This is a genomic window from Cellulosimicrobium protaetiae (assembly GCF_009708005.2).
Taxonomy (GTDB): Bacteria; Actinomycetota; Actinomycetes; order Actinomycetales; family Cellulomonadaceae; genus Cellulosimicrobium; species Cellulosimicrobium protaetiae.
Map to the genome: position 1 here is coordinate 3,166,786 of NZ_CP052757.1, position 15,979 is coordinate 3,182,764.

Consider the following 15,979-nt stretch of genomic DNA (forward strand, 5'->3'; position numbering starts at 1 on the left):
CACCGTCGGCGGACGACCACCACTCACGAAGGGTAGGAACGATGCGCACACGACACGCAGGTGCCGCCGTGCTGGCCGCTCTCACCGCGCTCACGCTCGCGGCGTGCGGCGGCGGCGAGGTCGGCGGCGAGGACACCGGCACCGACGAAGCCACCGACTCGGGCGACACCGGCGGCGGCGCCGAGGGCTCGATCAAGATCGGCATCAAGTTCGACCAGCCGGGCCTCGGCTACCAGGACGGCTCCTCGTACACGGGCTTCGACGTCGACGTCGCCACGTACGTGGCGGGCGAGCTCGGCTACGGCGAGGACCAGATCGAGTGGGTCGAGGCGCCGTCCGCCCAGCGCGAGACGATGCTCCAGACCGGTCAGGTCGACATGATCTTCGCGACCTACTCCATCACCGACACGCGCAAGGAGACGGTCGCGTTCGCCGGGCCGTACTTCGTGGCCGGGCAGGACCTGCTGGTCGCCGAGTCGAACACGGACATCACCGGGCCGGAGTCGCTCGAGGGCAAGAACCTCTGCTCCGTCACGGGCTCGACGTCCGCGCAGCGCATCAAGGACGAGTACGCCGCAGGCGTCCAGCTCCTCGAGCGCCCCGGGTACGCGGAGTGCGTCACCGCGCTCACCGCCGGCCAGGTCGACGCCGTCACGACCGACGACATCATCCTCGCCGGGCTCGCCGCGCAGCCGGCCAACGCGGGCAAGGTCAAGGTCGTCGGGGCACCGTTCTCGACCGAGCGCTACGGCGTCGGCCTCCCGCAGGACAACGAGATCTGCGCGGACGTCAACACGGCGATCGAGAAGATGATCGAGGACGGCTCCTGGGAGGAGTTCGTCACGGCGAACACCGAGGGGACCGGGTACACGCCGAACGCGAGCGAGAACCCGCCGACGGTCGACGCCTGCGCCTGACCCGTCCACGGCCGGGGGCGGCGCGCCGGTGCGCCGCCCCCGGTCCGTCCGGTCCGTGACCCGGCCCGGCCCTCGACCCCTCCGGAGGAATCCCGACCGTGGGTGACTACCTGTCGCAGACCTGGGCGCTCGCGCGCGAGTACGACGTGCTCGGCGCGTTCTGGGTCAACATCCAGCTGACGTTCTGGGCGGCGATCCTGTCGCTCGTGCTCGGCACGGCGCTCGCGCTGATGCGGATCTCCCCCGTGCCGAGCCTGCGCTGGGCGGGCACCGCGTACGTCAACGTGTTCCGCAACACGCCGCTGACGATCATCATGACGTTCATGGTCCTGGGCCTGTGGGGCCAGCTCAACGTCACGCTCGCCCCCGACTTCGCGGCGAACTTCTTCCGGCTCGCCGTCGTGGGCCTGGCGATCTACCACGCCGCGTTCGTGTGCGAGTCGATCCGGTCGGGCGTGAACACGGTGCCGATCGGCCAGGCCGAGGCGGCGCGCGCGATCGGCCTGTCGTTCCTGCCCGCGGCCCGGCTCATCATCCTGCCGCAGGCGTTCCGCGGCTCCATCGCGCCGCTCGGCAACACCCTCATCGCGCTGCTGAAGAACTCCACCGTCGCGGCGGCGGCGAGCGTGACGACCGAGACGTCGAGCCTCATGAAGACGATGATCGAGTTCAACTCGAACTACATCTACGGGATCTTCCTGACGTTCGCGATCGGGTACGTCATCCTCGTCATCCCGATCGGCCTGCTCACCACGTCCCTCTCCAACCGACTGGCGGTCCGCCGATGAGCACCCAGCAGTCCGTCCTCTTCGACGCCCCCGGTCCTCGGGCCCGTCGCGCGATCCTGCTGGGCAACGTCGTCGGCGCGATCGTGGTCCTCGGCGTCGCGGCGCTCGTGCTCGTCGCGCTCGGCGACAAGGGCCAGCTCGCCCCCGAGCTGTGGACCTCGCTCTTCACGGCGGACGCGTGGCAGTACTACTTCATCCCGGGCCTGCAGAACACGCTCCGGGCCGCCGGGTTCGCCATCGTCGGCGCGCTCGCGTTCGGGCTCCTCTTCGGCACCGGCCGCTTGTCGCAGCTCCGTGCCGTGCGCATCGTGAGCGGCATCGTCGTCGAGTTCTTCCGGGCCGTGCCCGTGCTGCTCATGATGATCTTCTTCTGGCTGCTCCTGGGCTTCAACAACGTCGACGACGCGCCGTTCCTCGCCGTGGTGTTCGCGCTCGTGCTCTACAACGGCTCCGTCATCGCCGAGCTCGTCCGCTCGGGCGTCGGGAACCTCCCCAAGGGCCAGGGCGAGGCCGGGCTCGCGATCGGGCTCACCACGGGGCAGACGCTGCGGTCGATCCAGCTCCCCCAGGCGCTCATCGCGATGCTCCCCGCCCTCGTGTCCCAGCTCGTCGTCGTGCTCAAGGACTCCGCGCTCGGGCAGATCATCACGTACAACGAGCTCCTGCGCGCCGCGCAGCTCTACGGCGTCGGCAACGGCAACATCCTGCAGTCGCTCGTGCTCGCCGCGGTGATCTTCATCGTCATCAACTGGCTGCTCACGCTCGTGGCGCGCTGGCTGTCCCGCTTCCTCAGCGGCCGCACCGCGGGCGCGACGGCCGCCGGCCCGGGCATCGGCAACCCGACGGTCGTCGCGGGCGGGCCGACCGAGGACGCGCCGGCGGGCTCCGTCACCCGCTGAGGCTCAGTCGAGCGGGGAGTCAGCCGCCTCGGCGTCGAGCTCTCGCTGGACGATCTCGAAGGCCAGCGAGGGACTGTAGCCCTTGCGGGCGAGCGCCCCGACGGTCCGGCGCACCCGCACGTCCCGGTCGAGGCCGCGCGTGCGGGCCAGGCGCGTGCGCGCGAGGTCCAGGGCCGCGTCCGCCTCGGATTCGTCGTCGACCTGCTCGAGCGCCGCAGCCCCGACCTCGCCGTCGATGCCGCGGCGCCGCAGCTCGGTGGAGATCGCGCGGCGGGACAGCCCGCGCTCGGCGTGCCGGGTGCGGACGATCATCTCCGCGTACTGCGCGTCGTCGACGAGGCCGACCTCCTCGAACCGGTCGAGGATCGGCAGCACCACGTGCTCGGGATAGCCCTTGCGCGCGAGCGACTGCGCGAGCTCCGCGCGGCTCTTCGGCGCTGCCGTGAGGATGCGCAGCATCGTCTCCCGCGCACGCTCGGCGAGGTCGACGTCGCTGATCTCGCCCCGTTCCACGAGCTCGTGGAGGGTCGGGCGCGGGCGCCGCCCGGCCTTGCAGCCGGCGCGACGCCCGTCGTCCTCCTCCGGCGGGTCGGACGGCTCGACGCCGTCGATCCCCTCCCGCCCGCCGATCAGAACGGCGACTTCTTCCCCTTGGCGGCCACGGCCGGGGCCTTCGCCGCGACAGGCGCGGCGGCGCCGTCGGCCGCGACGGCCACCCCGGCGGCCGGGTCGGCCGGGGCGTCGAGCTTCGCGCCCACGCCGAGCTTCTCCTTGATCTTCTTCTCGAGCTCGTTGGCGAGGTCCGGGTTGTCGCGCAGGAACGAGCGCGCGTTCTCCTTGCCCTGACCGAGCTGGTCTCCGCCGTAGGTGAACCACGACCCGGACTTGCGCACGAACCCGTGCTCCACGCCCATGTCGATGAGGCCGCCCTCACGCGAGATGCCGACGCCGTAGAGGATGTCGAACTCGGCCTGCTTGAAGGGCGGGGCCATCTTGTTCTTGACGACCTTGACGCGGGTCCGGTTGCCGACCGCGTCGGTGCCCTCCTTGAGGGTCTCGATACGGCGGATGTCCAGGCGGACGGACGCGTAGAACTTCAGCGCCTTGCCACCGGTCGTCGTCTCGGGCGACCCGAAGAAGACGCCGATCTTCTCGCGGAGCTGGTTGATGAAGATCGCGGTCGTCCCGGACGCGCTGAGCGCACCCGTGATCTTGCGCAGCGCCTGGGACATGAGGCGGGCCTGGAGGCCGACGTGGCTGTCGCCCATCTCGCCCTCGATCTCGGCCTTGGGCACGAGCGCCGCGACGGAGTCGATGACGATGATGTCGAGCGCGCCCGAGCGGATGAGCATGTCCGTGATCTCGAGCGCCTGCTCCCCCGTGTCCGGCTGGGAGACGAGCAGCGCGTCGGTGTCCACGCCGAGCTTCTTGGCGTACTCGGGGTCGAGCGCGTGCTCGGCGTCGATGAACGCCGCGATGCCGCCCGCGCGCTGCGCGCTCGCGACGGCGTGCAGCGCGACGGTCGTCTTGCCGGAGGACTCCGGGCCGTACACCTCGATGACGCGACCGCGCGGCAGACCGCCGATGCCGAGCGCGATGTCGAGCGCGATGGACCCCGTGGGGATGACCTCGACGGGGGCGCGGCCCTCCTCGCCGAGACGCATCACGGAGCCCTTGCCGAAGCTCCGGTCGATCTGGGCGAGGGCTGCCTCGAGCGCCTTCTCGCGGTCTGCGGGTGCGGGCATGTCAGTCCACCTTCGGTTCGACGTTCATCTGTTCGTTGTGGCCCGACGCTACGGGCAGCCACCGACACGCGGCTCCGGCGACCCTCGAGCCTGTGGATCGTCGTGCCGGACCGGCGTCCTGGACCCGCCGGAGCGCGCCCTGTGCACAACTCTAGCCGAACACGTGTTCGATCCCGGAACCCGCCCCGGCGTGTCACGGCCGCACCCCTCACGCGTCGTCGGACGACGACCACGACTCCCCCGGGCGCAGGACCACGACGCGCGTCCCCGGCGCCTCGCGCTGCGCCGCCGCCTCGAACGCCGCCCCCGCGTGGTCCATCCAGCCGCGCGGGAGATGCCGTCCGCCCGGCGCGTGCAGCGTGCCCCAGTGCACCGGGATCGCGACGCCGACGCCCACCTCGGCGCACACCCGCGCGGCCTGCGCGGGACCGAGGTGCCCGCCCGACAACCGGGGGCCCCACCCGCCCACCGGCACGAGCGCGACGTCCACCGGTCCGCCCGCGAGCGCCGGCAGGTGGACCATGTCCGGGTAGTGCTCGGTGTCCCCGACGGCCCACACCCGCACGCCGTCCGCCCGCACGAGGTGCCCGTTGGCGGCGTTGGGCCGGTGCGGCATCGGCCGGTGCCCGTGCACCGCCGCCACGAGGCGCGCCTCGACGCCCGTCCCCGCGGGCCCGACCGCGTGCCACGCGTCGTCGAGACCGACCCCGCGCAGTCCCCTGGCCCGCAGCCACCGCGCGTTCGCCGGGGCCGTGAGCACGGGCACGTCGCCCAGCAGGCGCAGGGATCGCAGCTCGGCGTGGTCGTGGTGCAGGTGGGACAGGAGGACGGCGTCGCTGCCCTGCCACACGGCCGCGGGCCGCTCGCCACGCCGCCGCAGCACGCCCGCGTGCCGGTGCAGGAGCGGGTCGGTGACGAGGCGCACGCCCGGGACCCCGGGGCACCCGGACGACAGGTCGAGGACGACGCTGGAGTGGCCGAGCCACGTCACCCGGACGCTCACGGCGCGCCCTCCCGCCGCACCCCGTCCACCGCGGGCGCGGCGGGTCGCAGACCGAGGTCGCCGAGCCACGCGACGAGCCGCCGGTGGACCGCCTCGGCCCCGACGAGCATCGGCACGCCGTCCACGTCCTCGAGCTCGTCCTCGGGCAGGACGAGGTGCGCCGGGTGCAGCAGCACGGCCTCGTTCTGCGCCCCGCCGAGACCGCCGTGCGAACCGACCAGACCCTCGAACGCGTGCACCATGCCGACGTCGTCGACGTGCGAGACGAGCACGAGGTCGCCCGCGTCCTCCAGCCCGGCGACGCGCAGGAGGTCCGCCGCCGCGCGCGACCCGTAGCCCGCGAGCGGGTCCTCGCCCACGACCTCCCCGGTCCGCAGGTCGCGCGAGCCGCCGCGGCCGTGCGCCCGCACCTCCCCGCCGGCGCCGCGCTCGACGACGACGCCGACGGCCGGGTTCGCGACCAGGCCGGGGAGCAGAGCCGGCCACCGCTCGCGGACCTCGTCGCCCGTGAGCCGCCGCCGCTCACGCGGGAACCACACCAAGCCCAGGTTGCCCGACCCGACGACCGCGACCTCGGGGAGCTCGGGCAGCGCGGCGCTCCAGGGACCGGCGCGACGCTCGGTCCGGTCCGGTCCGACCATCATGCGTCCCGCGCCGTCGCCCGTACCGGCCTGGGCCCCGGGCCGCAGGGCGTTGAGCGCGGTGTTCGCCGGCCCCCACGCCTCGCTGTCCGGCGCGGTGGCCCGACGACGCCCCTCGCCCCGGGCGGGCGTCTCGCCGTGCGGGGCCTCCGCGTCGCGCGGCCCGCGGTCGAGCGCCATGAGGCGGCGGACCTCGTCGAGGAAGGGTCGGCCCTCGACCTGCTCGAACGTCGACCCGAGCGACTGCCCGTGGTCGGAGAGGACCACGACGTCGTACCGGCGCGGGGACACGGCGGCGACCTGCTCCCAGAGCCCGACGACGCGGTCCAGCCCTTCGAGCGCGCGCAGCGACTCCGGACGCAGCGGTCCCGCGTGGTGGGCGATCTCGTCGTAGTCGACGAGGTCGACGCACACGACCGGCGCCCCGCGCACGAGCTGCTCCGCGACGAGGGTCGTGTTGAGGTCGCGCAGCACGACGTTCGTCACTGCGCGGAGCACCGGGTACCAGCCGAGGCGCGAGACGCGGGGCTCGACGCCGCGCACGGCCTGCTGCCAGCCCTGGTACAGCTCCTTGAGGAGCTCACCGAGCGCGACGACGACCGCCCGGACGAGCACGAACGGGCTCGCGAAGAAGCGCACGAACATCTGCCCCGGCCCGAGGCCGTCGCGCGCGCGGCTCATCACGAGCAGGCTCGTCGCCGCGTCGCCGGAGAACATCGTGGAGACGGCGACGCCCCCGCCCGCGAGCAGCCCCCTGCCGTCGCTCGTGCGCGCCTCGACCGCCGCGGCGTCCGCGGGCCGGTTCGTCACGACGAGACGCCCGAGGGCGCGCGACCACCAGCGGAACGCGGGGACGTGCTCGGTCGAGCCGTGCAGGAGGCCGATCGTGGAGGCGGGCGTCGTCGCGGGCACGCGCGCCCACCACGTCGCCAGGTGGTGGCTGCCGTCGCCGAGCCAGCGCCCGAGGGTCGGGGCGAGCCCCGCCTGGAGGGCGTAGTCGAGCGTGGGGCGCGCGACGCCGTCGAGCAGGACGACGAGCAGCCCCGCCGGGCGCTCGGCCGCGGCCGGGCCCGTGTCTCCCGCCGCGGCCCCCCGCGCGCCCCGCGGGACGCCCGCCTGCCGTCGCGCGCGCCGGAGCAGGTCGCCGAGGACGTACTCGTTGTCGCTCGCCCCGACGACCCACCGCCCGAGTGCCATGAGCACCGCCGCGATCAGGAGCACCGCGAGGACGTCCACCCAGGAGCCGCTCCGGAACCCGGGCAGGTACGTCAGCGCCGCCCACGCCACCGCGAGCTGAGCCACGACGCCCGACACGAGCGCACCGACCACGCCGAACCGGCGCGCGAGGCTCCGGAGCACGGGGCGCAGGAGCACGTCTCCCAGGCCCACCGCGAGCGCCGCGAGGACGAGCGACCACGGGTTGGTCACCTCGACCCCGGGGACCACCCAGATCGCGATGCCGAGGCCCGCCGCCGTCGAGACGAGCGACCACGCCGCGCCGCGCACGTCCGCGGCGGTGACGCGCGGTCCCGGTGCGACGGGCGGGCGGGCGGGGGCGCTCATGCGGCCATCATCGCCGCGCACGGGGCGGCGTGCCCCCCGACGGCCGCCGGGGCGGTCGCCGCGGCGTCGAGGTCGCGAGGTGCGTCACCGGCGCGGTCAGCGGCGCGGCGGTGCCTGGCGGTGGTCGTCGTGACCCCAGCGGCGCTCGTCCGGGACGTCGAGCGCGTCGCAGAGCGCGTGCCAGACGACGCGTGGTTCGACGCCGTCGTCGAGCGCCTGGGCGGCCGTCCGGTCGTCGAGCACGGACAGGACCTGCTCACGGACGTAGGCGCGGCCCAGGGCCTCGCCGAACACCTCGTCGACCAGCTCGGAGAACTCGCGGTAGCGCACGGCACCAGCCTCCCACGCCCGGCAGGCGCCTCGTGCGGTGGCCCTCGTCGCGGGGCGCGTGTGGGTGGCCGCGACGACAATGGGCGGGTGACCACGGACCCGCTCGCGCGCTTCGCCGCGCCCACGCGCGCCTGGTTCTCCGGCGCGTTCGACGCCCCGACCGCCGCGCAGGCGGGGGCGTGGGACGCGGTGTCGAGCGACCGGCACGCGCTCGTCGTCGCGCCGACAGGGTCCGGCAAGACGCTCGCCGCGTTCCTGTGGTCGCTGGACCGGATCATGGCCGCACCCGCGTCCGGCGACGAGGTCGCGCGCGAGCAGCGCTGCCGCGTCGTGTACGTCTCGCCGCTCAAGGCGCTCGCGGCGGACGTCGAGCGCAACCTCCGGTCGCCGCTCGCGGGCATCCGCCAGGCCGCGGTGCGGCTGGGGATCGACGTCCCGGACGTCGTCGTCGGCACCCGCACGGGCGACACGCCGACGTCCGAGCGCCGCCGCCTCGCGACGCACCCGCCGGACATCCTCATCACGACGCCCGAGTCGTTGTTCCTCGTGCTGACCTCGCAGGCGCGCGCGGGCCTCGTCGGCGTCGAGACCGTGATCGTCGACGAGATCCACGCGGTCGCGGGGACCAAGCGCGGCGCGCACCTCGCGGTGTCGCTCGAGCGCCTCGACGCGATGCTCGAGGCGAACGACCGACCGCCCGCGCAGCGCGTGGGCCTGTCCGCGACGGTCCGGCCGGTCGACGCGGTCGCGACGTTCCTCGGTGGGCACCGGACCGAGGCCGAACGTGGCCGCGAGGTCGTCGTCGTGCAGCCGCCGGCGAGCAAGCGCATCGAGGTCGACGTCGTGGTTCCTGTCCCCGACCTCGCGGACCTCGGCACGGCCGCTCTGGTGCCCGACGCCTCGAGGCGGTCGCCGGCGCGCCCGGGCGCGGACCGACCCGGGGGGCGGGGCGCGGCTCCCGGGGCGACCGCCGACGACCTGCCACCCCTGCCGCCGGGCGAGCGCGACCTCTCGGGCCCGGCGACGTCCCGCCCGACGGGGGCGCCCGACGTGCGACCGCCCCGCCCGTCGGTGTGGCCGCACGTCGAGGAGCGCGTCGTCGACCTCGTCGCCGACCACCGCTCGACACTCGTGTTCACCAACTCGAGGCGCGGGGCCGAGCGCCTCACGGCGCGCATGAACGAGGTCTGGGCGGAGCGCCAGGGCGAGGACGTGCTCGACCCGGGCACGGTCACCGCCGCGCAGGTGCAGGCGCAGTCGGGAGCGAGCTCGGGCGTCGAGCCCGTCATCGCGCGAGCCCACCACGGCTCCATGAGCCGGGCGGAGCGCACGCGCACGGAGACCGAGCTCAAGGACGGGCGGCTTCCCGCGGTCGTCGCGACCTCGAGCCTCGAGCTCGGCATCGACATGGGCGCGGTCGACCTCGTGGTGCAGGTGGGCGCTCCCCCGTCGGTCGCCTCCGGGCTCCAGCGCATCGGGCGTGCGGGACACCAGGTGGGCGCGGTGTCGCACGGCGTCGTCTTCCCCACCCACCGCGGGGACCTCGTGCCGTCCGCGGTCGTCGCCGAGCGCATGCGGACCGGCGGCATCGAGGAGCTGCACGTGCTCGCGAACCCGCTCGACGTGCTCGCGCAGCAGGTCGTGGCGATGGTCGCGGTCGACGAGTGGACCGTCGCCGAGCTCGCGACCGTCGTGCGCCGCAGCGCGCCCTACGCGCACCTCGGCGACGCGTCGCTCCACGCCGTCCTCGACATGCTCGCCGGGCGCTACCCGAGCGAGGACTTCGGCGAGCTGCGCGCGCGCATCGTGTGGGACCGCGCGTCGGGCCGCCTCACGGGGCGGCCCGGGGCGCTGCGGCTCGCCGCGACGAGCGGCGGGACCATCCCCGACCGCGGGATGTACGGCGTCTTCCTCGCGACCGACTCCGCGTCGGGCGCGGTCGCCGGGGACCCCGACACCGCGGGCGGGCGCGCCCCGCGCGGCGGCAAGCGCGTCGGCGAGCTCGACGAGGAGATGGTGTACGAGTCGCGCGTCGGCGACACGTTCACCCTCGGGTCGAGCACGTGGCGCATCGAGGACATCACGCCCGACCGCGTGCTGGTCACCCCCGCGCCGGGCATCCCCGGGCGCCTGCCGTTCTGGAAGGGTGACTCCCCCGGGCGGCCCGCCGAGCTCGGCCGCGCGCTCGGCGCCTGGGTGCGCGAGACGGACGTGCTCGCGGCGGACGACCCCGACGCCGCGGCCGACCGGCTGCGCTCCGCGGGGCTCGACGCGTGGGCGAGCGACAACCTGCTCGCCTACCTCCGGGAGCAACGCGACGCGACCGGCCGCGTCCCGGACGACCGGACGGTCGTCGTCGAGCGGTTCCGCGACGAGCTCGGGGACTGGCGCGTCGTCGTGCACTCCCCGTACGGGGCGAAGGTGCACGCGCCGTGGGCGCTCGTGCTCGCGGGGCGCCTGCGGGAGCGGTACGGGGTCGACGCCGCGGCGATGCACGCGGACGACGGCATCGTCCTGCGCCTGCCGGACACCGGCGACTCGTGGCTCGAGGGGTCGAGCGACGGGACGGGCGGGCTCGGCGGCGACGCGCCCGTCGTCCCGGCGGAGGACCTGCTCCTCGACCCCGACGAGGTGCTCGACGCGGTGCGCGACGAGCTCGGCGGGTCGGTCATGTTCGCCTCCCGGTTCCGCGAGGCCGCGGCGCGCGCTCTCCTGCTCCCCCGACGCCGCCCGGACCGCCGCCAGCCGCTGTGGCAGCAGCGCCAGCGCTCGGCGCAGCTCCTGTCGGTCGCGTCCCAGTACCCCGAGTTCCCGATCGTGCTCGAGGCCGCGCGCGAGTGCCTGCAGGACGACTTCGACGTCGCCGCGCTCACCGACCTCATGCGCGACCTCGCGGCGGGGCGCGTGCGCCTCGTCGAGGTCACGACACCGACGCCGTCGCCGTTCGCGCAGTCCCTCCTGTTCGGGTACACGGCGCAGTTCCTCTACGACGGCGACGCCCCGCTCGCCGAGCGTCGTGCGGCGGCGCTGTCGCTCGACCCGACCCTGCTCGCGGAGCTCCTGGGCGGTGACGGTGTCGCGGCCCAGCTCGCCGACCTGCTCGACCCCGCGCAGATCGAGCGCACCGAGGCCGAGCTCGGCGCGCTCGCACCCGAGCGCCAGGCGCGCCACGCCGAGGACGTGTGGGACGTGCTGCGACGGGTCGGCCCGCTCACCGACGCCGAGGTCGCGGCCCGCACGCGTGAGGACGTGCGCGCCGACGCCGGGGGCTGGCTCCGCGAGCTCGAGGCGGCCCGTCGCGTGATCCGCGTCCGGCTGGCGGGCGTCGCCCCGATCCGGGCGGCGCAGTGGGCGGTCGTGGAGGACGCCGGACGCCTGCGCGACGCGCTCGGCGTCGCTCTGCCGGTCGGCATCCCCGAGGTGTTCACGGAGCCCGTGCCCGACCCGCTCGGCGACCTCGTGCGTCGGCACGCGCGGACGCACGGGCCGTTCACCGCGGCCGACGTCGCGGCGCGGCTCGGGCTCGGCGTCGCGGTCGTGGTGCAGACGCTCGAACGGCTCGAGGCCGCCCGGCTCGTCGTCCGCGGTCGCCTGCGGCCCGAGTCGATCGGCGGCACCGGCGACGACTGGTGCGACGCCGAGGTGCTGCGCGTGCTGCGGCGCCGATCGCTCGCGGCGCTGCGCGCCGAGGTCGAACCCGTCCCCTCCGAGACGCTCGGCGTCTTCCTGCCGCGCTGGCAGGGGCTGGGCGCGCTGCGCGGCGTCGACGGGCTGCTGCGCGTCGTCGAGCAGCTCTCGGGGGCCGCCGTCCCGGCCTCGGCGCTCGAGACGCTCGTGCTGCCCTCGCGGGTCACCGACTACACCCCGACCATGCTCGACGAGCTGACGACGACCGGGGAGGTCGTGTGGTGCGGTCACGCGCCCCTTCCCGGCTCAGGGGGCGGGGACGGGCTCGTCAGCCTGCACCTGGCGGAGTGGGCGCCGCTCACCCTCCCGGACCCCGGCCCGGCACCCGACGCCGGGCTGCCCGCGACCCTGCTCGACCTGCTCGACGGCTCGGGTGGCTACTTCCTCCCCCGGCTGGCGGAGCGCGCAGGGGCGGAGGTCGGTCCCACCCTCGACGCGCTGTGGGACCTCGTGTGGTCGGGTCACGTGACGAACGACGGGCTCGGCTCGCTGCGTGCCCGGCTCGGCGCGGGCGGCGGCGCGCACCGCGCCCCCCGCGCACCCGCGCGCGCCCGCCCGGTGGGCCGGGGTCGCTTCGCGGGACTGCGACCTCCGGTCTCCCCCGACACGACGCTCCGGGGCGGCGCCGGCCGCTGGTCGGCCCTGCCCGCGCGCGAGACCGACCCCACGCGGCGCGCCCACGCGCTCGCGCGCGTCCTGCTCGACCGGCACGGCGTCCTCACGCGCGCCGTCGCCCCGGCCGAGGGCGTGGCAGGGTCGTTCCGCGCGGTGTACCGCGTCCTGAGCGAGCTGGAGGCGACCGGGGCCGCGCGGCGCGGGTACTTCGTCGAGCACCTCGGCGGTTCGCAGTTCGCCCTCCCCGGAGCCGTCGACCAGCTCCGCACCGACGCGCAGGACCGCGAGCGCGCGATCGAGGCTGCCGCGGCACGGGGACCGGGGCACACGCCCGACGACGGTCTCGCCACCGTTCGCGGCGGCGCGATGCTCGGCGACGCGCGCGACACACGTGACGCACGGGGCGGACCGCGGCCGGGAGCCGTGCTGCTCGCCGCGACCGACCCTGCCAACCCCTACGGCGCCGCGCTGCCGTGGCCGGCGCGGCCCGCCGTGGCGGCGCCGACGGCGAGCGCCGTGCCGCCGACGGGCGGCGTGCGGCCGACGGGCGGCGTGCGGCCGACGGGCGGCGTGACACCGGCTCGCGACGGAACGTCGCCGGACCGTGCGGCGGCCGGTTCCGACACGTCACGCGGGCACCGTCCCGGGCGCAAGGCCGGGGCCGTCGTCGTGCTGAGCGACGGCGACCTCGCGCTGTACGTCGAGCGCGGCGGCCGGTCGGTCCTCTCGTTCGTCGACGGGCCGCGCCTCGCCGAGGCGAGCGCCGAGCTCGTCAAGGCGGTCCGGGCGGGCAGGCTCGGCAAGGTCGTCGTGCAACGGGTCGACGGCGTCGAGGCGCTGGCCGGGGCGGGCACGAGCACGACGCCCGCCGACGACGCGGTCCGCGCGCTCCTCGACGCGGGGTTCCGCGCGACGCCCCGCGGGCTGCGGGCGGCCTGAGGTGGCGCCGGCAGGCACGGGCCGCGTGCGCCGCCGTCCGGGCTCGACCGCCCGGGGGTGCGGCCGTGCCCGAGGGTGACATCCTGCGCCTCGTCTCCGCGCGGCTCGACGAAGCCCTCGCCGGCCGGGTCCTCGTGCGCGCGGACCTGCGCTGGCCGAGCGCCGCCGAGGTCGTCCTGACCGGCCGGACGGTCGTCGAGAACGTGGCGTATGGCAAGCATCTCTTCACGCGCCTCGACGACGGCCGGTCGCTGCACACGCACCTGCGCATGGAGGGGTCGTGGCGCATCGCGCGCACCGGTGCCCGCGACGCGAGCGGTGCGGAGCCGAACGTGCGCGTGGTGCTCGCGAACGAGTGGTGGACGGCGGTCGGGAACCGGATCGGCATGCTCCACGTGCTGCGCACGGTTGACGAGCGCGTGATCGTCGGGCCCCTCGGCCCCGACGTGCTCGGCGACGACTTCCCGGGGACCGGACTCCCCGAGGCGGTCGCGCGCATCCGGGCCGACGACGCCGCGGGCGGGAGCGGCCCCCGGCACCGGCCGGAGCGGGCCCCGACCGGCGTCCCCGTCGCGGAGGCCCTCCTCGACCAGCACCTCGTCGCCGGGATCGGCACGATCTACACCGCCGAGTCGCTCTTCGCGGAGCGGCTCTACCCGTGGACGCCCGTCCGTGAGGTCGTCGATCTCGCGGGGCTCCTCCGCACGGCCCGCACGCTCATGCAGCGCACCGTGCGGCACGGGTTCGACCCGCGCGCAGGCGTCGTGCGCCATGTGCACGGGCGCACACGAAAGGCGTGCCACGTGTGCGGCACGCCTGTCGCGGAAGGTACGGCGAACGAGCCGCCGTACGACCGTCCGATCTTCTGGTGTCCCTCGTGCCAGGCACCGCCCACGAGCGGGTGACCTTGGCGTCGCTGCCCGGCACCCGGACCTGGGCGGCCCCGGCGTCGACCGTCAGCCGACGGGCTGCAGGTCCTCTCGGCGCGCCGTGCCCTCGGGGTTCTGCCGTCCGAGCACCGCCGTCGCGAAGTCGGCCGGGATGGTGTCCGGGATGAGCAGACCCTCGGCGACGGCGACCCGGTCGCTGACCTCGCGCAGCACCAACGACATCGGGATGTCGAGCGCCTCGCAGATCGAGCCGAGGAGCTCCGACGACGCTTCCTTCTGACCGCGCTCGACCTCGCTGAGGTAGCCCAGCGAGACCCGTGCGGCGGAGGACACCTCTCGCAGGGTGCGCCCCTGTCGCTGGCGAGCGTCTCGCAGCACGTCCCCGATCTCTCGTCGAAGAACAATCATCTGGCGACCCCCTTCCGTGTCCCGTGCGCCCCCGGGAGCCGGAGAGGCCCCCACCTGGGTGCGCGAACTGCTCGTGCCGGTCTTCCTGTTCACTGCCCCGCGTGACGGGGTCGTCCTACCGTACCCCGCCCGCGGTCCGCTCACGTCTCCGGTGCGGCGTGCCGGACGGGCCGTCGGCGCGTTGTCCGTGCGGCCCACCGGTCGGTTGACGGTCCTGTTGGCGATCACGTGCTGTGCAACGTCCCGACGAGGGGCCTTGTTCCCGCGCCCCGACGCCCGGCGAACCCCTCGCGGCACGTTCACGACCTCTCCACGCACCGCCGCGTGCCGGGCGTCGGGGCACGGGAGGGAGCAGGGTTCACCCCCGGATTTCACCCGGCGGGTCGGGCTCGGAGGGTGCGCCGTCGAGCGTCGATCGGGCGAGGTCGATCGACGCCGCGACCGTCCCGGCACGCACCGCGGCACGCGCGCCGCCCAGGTTCAGCCTCCGCACGCGCGTCCCGCCCGGGACGCTCACTGCGACGTAGACCGTGCCCGGAGGCTGCCCGTCCTGCGGATCCGGCCCCGCGACACCCGTGGTCGCGATCCCGACGTCGGCGCCCAGGACCGCCCGCACCCGCTGCGCCATCTGGCGAGCGACGTCCGGGTGGACGGCCCCGTGGGCGGCGAGGAGGTCGCCGTCGACACCGAGCGCGGAGCGCTTGACGTCGGTCGCGTAGGCCACGACCGCGCCACGGAGCACCCGCGACGCCCCCGGGACGTCGACGATCGTCGCGGAGAGCAACCCGCCGGTGAGCGACTCGGCGGTCGCCAGCGTCCACCCCCGGGACTCGAGGTCCGCGAGGAGACCCGCGACGTCCGGTCGCGGGGCCACGCCCTGCCCGGCGTCGTCCGCGCCCGGCGCACCCGTCACGACGCCGACGCGCCGTCCGGGGTCGGACCGCGCTCGGCGAGGCGGGCGGCGCGGATCGCGTCGCGCCGCAGCCGCCACCCCTGGTACGCGTACTCGACACCGGTCACGACCGTCACGAGGATCGCGGCGGCCAGCACGACCCAGGCCACGACGGCGATCCACGACGGGAGGTGGGACAGCGGCAGCAGGAAGAGCGTGATCGCGACGGTCTGGAGCACCGTCTTGAGCTTTCCGCCGCGCGACGCGGGCATGACCGCGTACTTGAGCACGGCGAACCGCATGAGCGTCACACCGAGCTCGCGTGCGAGGACCACCACCGGAACCCACCAGGGGAGCTCGCCGAGGGGCCACGCGAGCAGCACGAGCGCGGTGCCGACGAGGAGCTTGTCGGCGATCGGGTCGAGAAGCTTCCCGAGGTCCGTGACGAGGTCGTACTTGCGCGCCAGGTAGCCGTCGAGACGGTCCGACGTGGCGGCGAGGACGAAGATGCCCGTCGCGACCAGACGCCACGTGACGGACTCCCCGTCGTCGACGAGGAGCGCCCACGCGAAGAACGGGACGAGCAGGATCCTCGCCATGGTGACGAGGTTCGCGGAGTTCCACGGCGAGGGGACGGCTGTGACCACGCCACCAGCCTAGGG

Annotated in this window: 13 protein-coding genes; 5 read left to right on the plus strand and 8 right to left on the minus strand. The window is 75.2% G+C overall.

The features are described 5' to 3' along the window. Positions 1–41: 41 nt before the first annotated feature. From FIC82_RS13580 to FIC82_RS13590, 3 genes are all read left to right on the plus strand, one after another. Positions 42–917, plus strand: coding sequence for a glutamate ABC transporter substrate-binding protein (locus FIC82_RS13580; protein WP_154798891.1), 876 nt, complete (start codon positions 42–44; stop codon positions 915–917). Between the two features lie 98 nt (positions 918–1,015). Further along, positions 1,016–1,705, plus strand: a complete 690-nt coding sequence (locus tag FIC82_RS13585) for an amino acid ABC transporter permease (protein ID WP_047233748.1) — start codon at positions 1,016–1,018, stop codon at positions 1,703–1,705. After that, positions 1,702–2,604 (plus strand): amino acid ABC transporter permease, encoded by a 903-nt coding sequence (locus FIC82_RS13590; RefSeq protein WP_154798892.1) that lies wholly within the window; start codon positions 1,702–1,704, stop codon positions 2,602–2,604. Before FIC82_RS13585 ends, FIC82_RS13590 begins: the two co-directional genes overlap by 4 nt. A gap of 3 nt (positions 2,605–2,607) precedes the next feature. Here FIC82_RS13590 and FIC82_RS13595 read toward each other — a convergent pair whose 3' ends face one another. The 5 genes from FIC82_RS13595 to FIC82_RS13615 form a co-directional block, all read right to left on the minus strand. Further along, entirely contained in the window at positions 2,608–3,117 is a 510-nt protein-coding gene (locus FIC82_RS13595; RefSeq protein WP_253691157.1) for a regulatory protein RecX, read from the minus strand. Between the two features lie 116 nt (positions 3,118–3,233). Then, on the minus strand, positions 3,234–4,349 hold the full coding sequence (gene recA / locus FIC82_RS13600) for a recombinase RecA (RefSeq protein WP_154798893.1): 1,116 nt from the start codon (positions 4,347–4,349) through the stop codon (positions 3,234–3,236). Between the two features lie 208 nt (positions 4,350–4,557). After that, positions 4,558–5,352 (minus strand): MBL fold metallo-hydrolase, encoded by a 795-nt coding sequence (locus FIC82_RS13605; protein WP_168731864.1) that lies wholly within the window; start codon positions 5,350–5,352, stop codon positions 4,558–4,560. Continuing rightward, on the minus strand, positions 5,349–7,556 hold the full coding sequence (locus tag FIC82_RS13610) for a phage holin family protein (RefSeq protein ID WP_154798894.1): 2,208 nt from the start codon (positions 7,554–7,556) through the stop codon (positions 5,349–5,351). Before FIC82_RS13610 ends, FIC82_RS13605 begins: the two co-directional genes overlap by 4 nt. A 96-nt stretch (positions 7,557–7,652) precedes the next feature. Further along, complete coding sequence (locus FIC82_RS13615) at positions 7,653–7,886, minus strand: DUF3046 domain-containing protein (protein WP_168731865.1); 234 nt, start codon at positions 7,884–7,886, stop codon at positions 7,653–7,655. An 87-nt stretch (positions 7,887–7,973) separates the two neighbouring features. On the opposite strand from FIC82_RS13615, the gene FIC82_RS13620 reads away from it, so the two are divergent. Together FIC82_RS13620 and FIC82_RS13625 are read left to right on the plus strand one after the other, a co-directional pair. Further along, a complete protein-coding gene (locus FIC82_RS13620) occupies positions 7,974–13,127 on the plus strand; it encodes an Lhr family helicase (RefSeq protein WP_168731866.1) in 5,154 nt (1,717 codons plus the stop codon). A 65-nt stretch (positions 13,128–13,192) separates the two neighbouring features. Then, complete coding sequence (locus FIC82_RS13625) at positions 13,193–14,032, plus strand: DNA-formamidopyrimidine glycosylase family protein (RefSeq protein WP_168731867.1); 840 nt, start codon at positions 13,193–13,195, stop codon at positions 14,030–14,032. Positions 14,033–14,083: 51 nt separating this feature from the next. Here the strand turns inward: FIC82_RS13625 and FIC82_RS13630 are convergent, their stop codons facing one another. The 3 genes from FIC82_RS13630 to pgsA all read right to left on the minus strand — a co-directional run bounded on the left by FIC82_RS13630 (position 14,084) and on the right by pgsA (position 15,964). Further along, a complete protein-coding gene (locus FIC82_RS13630; protein ID WP_047234712.1) occupies positions 14,084–14,425 on the minus strand; it encodes a helix-turn-helix domain-containing protein in 342 nt (113 codons plus the stop codon). Positions 14,426–14,783: 358 nt separating this feature from the next. After that, positions 14,784–15,338 carry a CinA family protein gene (locus FIC82_RS13635; RefSeq protein ID WP_168731868.1) on the minus strand — a complete coding sequence of 185 codons (555 nt, stop codon included), beginning with the start codon at positions 15,336–15,338 and terminating at the stop codon, positions 14,784–14,786. Beyond that, positions 15,335–15,964 carry a CDP-diacylglycerol--glycerol-3-phosphate 3-phosphatidyltransferase gene (gene pgsA / locus FIC82_RS13640; protein ID WP_168731869.1) on the minus strand — a complete coding sequence of 210 codons (630 nt, stop codon included), beginning with the start codon at positions 15,962–15,964 and terminating at the stop codon, positions 15,335–15,337. Before pgsA ends, FIC82_RS13635 begins: the two co-directional genes overlap by 4 nt. Positions 15,965–15,979 lie beyond the last annotated feature (15 nt).